The organism is Thiohalocapsa sp., assembly GCF_019695415.1.
In the GTDB taxonomy this organism is placed as follows: Bacteria; Pseudomonadota; Gammaproteobacteria; order Chromatiales; family Chromatiaceae; genus Thiohalocapsa.
Map to the genome: position 1 here is coordinate 1 of NZ_JAIFKJ010000481.1, position 4342 is coordinate 4342.

At 68.5% G+C, this 4342-nt stretch carries 3 protein-coding genes and 1 pseudogene; 1 reads left to right on the forward strand and 3 read right to left on the reverse strand.

Features of this window, described 5'->3' with window-relative positions:
- Window positions 1-964 (forward strand): annotated as a pseudogene (locus tag I6U14_RS13455) (sodium:proline symporter); the annotation flags it as partial.
- 80 nt (window positions 965-1044) lie between these two features.
- Here the strand turns inward: I6U14_RS13455 and I6U14_RS13460 are convergent.
- From I6U14_RS13460 to I6U14_RS13470, 3 genes are all read right to left on the reverse strand, one after another.
- Window positions 1045-1536, reverse strand: a complete 492-nt coding sequence (locus I6U14_RS13460; protein WP_296900034.1) for a rhodanese-like domain-containing protein — start codon at window positions 1534-1536, stop codon at window positions 1045-1047.
- Window positions 1537-1685: 149 nt separating this feature from the next.
- Entirely contained in the window at window positions 1686-1988 is a 303-nt protein-coding gene (locus I6U14_RS13465; RefSeq protein ID WP_296900035.1) for a hypothetical protein, read from the reverse strand.
- Between the two features lie 91 nt (window positions 1989-2079).
- Window positions 2080-4179: a CocE/NonD family hydrolase gene (locus tag I6U14_RS13470; RefSeq protein WP_296900036.1), complete on the reverse strand. Its 2100-nt coding sequence runs from the start codon at window positions 4177-4179 to the stop codon at window positions 2080-2082.
- Window positions 4180-4342: the final 163 nt, after the last annotated feature.

Consider the following 4342-nt stretch of genomic DNA (forward strand, 5'->3'; position numbering starts at 1 on the left):
GGTGCAGGGGCTGCTGATGGCCGCGGCGCTGCTGATCGTGCCCGTCATCGCCATCAGCGCGGACGGCGGCATCGGCCCGCTGGCGAGCACGCTGAACGCGCACAACCCGGAGCTGCTGACCCTGTGGCGGGACAACGAGGGCAAGGCGCTCAGCACCATCGCCATCGTCTCGCTCGCGGCCTGGGGGCTCGGCTACTTCGGCCAGCCGCACATCCTGGCGCGCTTCGCCGGCATCCGCTCCGGCGCGGACGTGCCGACGGCGCGGCGCATCGCCGTGACCTGGACCGGGCTCAGCATGGGCGGCGCAGTGCTGGTGGGTCTCGCCGGCGCGGCCTGGATCCAGACCAACGCCGGCGGCGAGCTCGGCGACGCCGAGACCATCTTCATGGTGCTGGTGAACGCCCTCTTCCATCCGGTCATCGCGGGGGTACTGCTGGCGGCCATCCTCGCCGCCATCATGTCCACCGCGGACTCGCAGCTCCTGGTGTCGTCCTCGGCCCTGGCGGAAGACTTCTACCGCAAGCTCCTGCGCCCGCGGGCGAGCCAATGGGAGATCGTGGCCATCGGCCGCGCGGCCGTGGTGGTGTTGGCCGTGGTGGCGCTGCTCCTGGCCTTCGACCCCGGCAGCACTGTGCTCGGTCTGGTGGGCTATGCCTGGGCGGGCTTCGGCGCCGCCTTCGGCCCGGTGCTGGTGCTGAGCCTGTACTGGCGGCGCATGAACTGGGCCGGGGCGCTCGCCGGCATCATCGTCGGCGGCGTCACCGTCGTGGTCTGGAAGCAGATTCCGGGCGGGATCTTCGAGCTCTACGAGATCGTGCCGGGCGTGCTCTTCGCGACCCTCGCCATTGTCGTCGTGAGCCTCGCCACCGCGGCGCCGGCGACCGCCGTGCGCCACGGCTTCGATCGGTTCCGCGAAGGGCTGCAACGGGCAACGGAAGCGGGCCGGGCCGCGGCCAACCCGTAGGATGCTGTCCGCGCGAGGCCTTACGGTGACCGGAGCGGTAAGCCCCGCGGCAGCGCAGCGTTGCGGCGCGGCAGGCTGCGCTACTTCCCCGCGGCGGCGACCGGCGCGTTGGCGGTAACCGGGCTCAGATAACCACCGAGGGCGGCAAGCCCGCCCTTCAGCACATAGACATTGCTGAAGCCCACGGCCCGCAGGGCGGTCCCGGCCGCGGTGGCCCGGGTGCCGGACTTGCAGACCACCAGCACCAGCCTGTCCCTGGGCACGCGGCGCAGGTTCTCGGGCATGAACAGGCGGTTGATCGGGATCGCCAGCGTTTCCGGCAGGGTCATGCCGTAAACGGCTGCCTCCGCGGGGGTGCGCACGTCGAGGGCGATGATCCGCTCGCCGCGCTTGAGCCGCGTCACGAGCTCCGCGGGCTTCATCAGGTGGAGAGCCTTGCCCGCTTGCGGCCCGTCCACGCCCTGGAACAGGAACGCGAATTGCCTCGCCATCAGGATGCTGTCAGCGGTAACGGACGGTGCGGCCAGCATGGCTGCCAGCGCGAGCAGAAGCACGAGACGAATCCGTTTCACAGGACACCTCCAAAGCGGTTCGCGGGCCGCGTGGTCTTCCCCGGAAGGGCGCGACCCTTCGCCTAAAAGCTTAGCATTTGCAGGGAAACAGCCCGCGTGGATCAGGCCGCCGACTCAGGATGCCCGACGATTTCCATGTGGGTTGCCGTTCACCGGCTCACCGCCCCGGGCTCGTCCCGCTCGATGCCGAATTCCAGGGTCCCCAGGGCGTCGCGGTACTTGTCCACCAGCTCCAGCTGATCACGGGCGCCGATGAGGATCTGCGCCATCTCCACGCTGTACTGGTCCTGCCCCTGCAGCTCCTGGAGGTGCTGGCCGGGCTCGACGGCGACGTTGACGATGGTGCCCGGCTGGCGCTCCATGACCCGGGCGATGGCGTCGGCGTCCGGCACGCGCGTGACGCGCCCGGCACAGGGGCATGACCTCGCGCAACTGATGGGCGTCGCTGACATGGGTTGCTCCTGGCTGGATCGCTTTTCCCTACCGTGGGTGTGGGCACCGGGGCCGCGTCAGGGCGGTCCGCCAGCGCCGGCCCGGATCGGATCAGATCAGATCCCGCGGAATGGCCTCGTCCCAGCTCTTTTCGAACACCCGCACATCGCCCTCAAAGGCGTCGAGCGTGGCGCGGATCAAGAAATGCGTCGGCGTGGAGGTGAGCACTGTGCGGGTGACACTGCGCACCGACCAGTCGTCGACCCCGGCGACGCCGGAGCGCTCGAAGCTGCGCTCGTGCACCACCTCGCCGCGTACGGTCTCGTAGCGCTCGTTCTTGTAGCTCCAGCATTCCTCCACTTTGCGCCCGTACGCAAGGCCGATGTCGTCGAGGCGCACGCGCGCGTCGTTGTTGACCACATCCAGTGCCACCTCGTTGTTGGCCAGGTTGTGGCGGACGGTCCAGTGGCGCTCCGCCGGCACCAGCAGGGTGTGCGCCGGCGCTGGTGCGCTGCGCGGCGCCCCAAGGTCGCGAAGCTCGGCATCCCCGGGCTTCGGCGCGCGCACCGGCAGATACAGCCGGCAGCCCTCGACATCCAGGGTGAGCCGAGCGGGCTCGGGTGAGGGCCAGGCGAGCGGGAAGTAAGAACTGGAGATGGCGAGCCGAATGCGGTGCCCGGCGAAAAACCGCTGCCCGATGTCGTTCAGCTGCACCCGCACCCGGTACCGGCGGCCCGGCTCCAAGGGCGCCGGCGTCTCGTGGCCGTCGCGATGAGTGAGATTGAGCACGCCGAAGGTAACGCGGGTGACCCGGTCGTCCGGGCCGATGTCGGACAGACGCAGGGCTACCATAGCGACGGGCTGATCAGCGGCGAGCTCCAGCTCCACCTCGGGCGCGCCGAGAATGGACAAGTCGTCCGCAAGGGGCTCTGTGTCGAACACCAGTGAGCCGCCATCCTCCAAGCGCTGGTCCGAAGGCAGATCCGTGGTCTCGGCATAGGAGCACCACTTGCCTGCGAAGAGGCCGACGCTCAGGGGGCTTTTGATGCTCAGCTCGGCACCGGCGGTGCTGGTGCTGGCATCATCCGGCACCAGTGCAGCACGGGCCAGGCGGTACGCGCGACGCTCGATGTCAGGACTCGGCCAGGACGCCTCAGCCACCCAGCGGCCGGTGGTCTCCGGCGAGTAAGGATCACGGCGATCCAGCATCCAGGCTCGCAGCATCGGGTCCTGGTCCACGCCGCGGTCCTCGCCCTTGAGCCACTGATCCCACCAGCGCACGCATTCGCCGAGAAAGTCGATGGCCGGACCCGGGCCGCCCATATGCGGATACTTATGCCCCCAGGGCCCCACGAGCCCCCGGCGCGGCACCGAGAGATGCTCCAACAGCCGAAACACGGTGTTGGAATAGCCGTCTGCCCAACCGCTCACGGCCATCACCGGCACCTGAATGGCGCTGTAGTCCTCGCACACGGATGCGTGCTTCCAGAACTCGGTGCGGCGCTGGTGCTCCAGCCAATTCTTGATCCACAGCCCGCTGCCCTCCAGGCGCTCCAGCCACATCTCCCGCCAGCGCTCACCCACCACCGCCGGGTCAGGCGGGCAGGAATTGAAGCCGAACATGGTGGACGCCCACGAGAGGTTATCCGTCAGCAGGCAGCCGCCCATGTAGTGGACATCGTCGGCATAGCGGTCGTCCGACGAGCACACGGAGATCACCGCCCCCAGCTCCGGAGGTTGCAGGGCGGCCATCTGGAGCCCGTTGAAGCCGCCCCAGGACAGCCCGAAGAGCCCCACCTTGCCGCTGCACCAGGGCTGATCTGCGATCCAGCGCAGCACCTGCAGCCCGTCCTGCAGCTCCCGCTCCAGATACTCGTCCCGAAGCACGCCTTCGGAGTCGCCGCTGCCGCGCAGATCGACCCGCACCCCGGCGTAGCCATGGCGGGCGAAAAAGCCATGGATCTCCGCATCACGGATGGCCTTGTGGTCGCGCTTGCGGTACGGAATGTACTCCAGCACCGCCGGCACCGGGTTTTCCTCGGCATCCGCCGGCAGCCACAGCTTGGCCGCCAGAGAGCAGCCGTCCGACAGCGTGATCCAGACGTTATCGACAACCCGCGGTTCCGGAGTCTCTGCTGATGCCTGGGGCTCGGTTGATGCCCCGGGCTCTACTGGGGCTCGCTCGGCCGGGTTGCTCATGGTTGTCGACATCGTTCCCCTCCGGAGCCGTCACGGCTGCATTGCTGACGCCTCCTTCAACCATAGCAATTGCAGCGCGGAGGGTTGGCGCGGGGGTCCGGACAGCGGTAGGCCCCTTGGGAGATCAATTGACAAACAGGTGATTCTGGTGAAGTTAAGTATACTGTCACCGTTT

What these genes read in the sequence shown, in the direction of transcription:
- I6U14_RS13470 (WP_296900036.1), bottom strand. Translation starts at nt 4,179, where the DNA reads ATGTCGACAACCATGAGCAACCCGGCCGAGCGAGCCCCAGTAGAGCCC.
- I6U14_RS13465 (WP_296900035.1), bottom strand. Translation starts at nt 1,988, where the DNA reads ATGTCAGCGACGCCCATCAGTTGCGCGAGGTCATGCCCCTGTGCCGGG.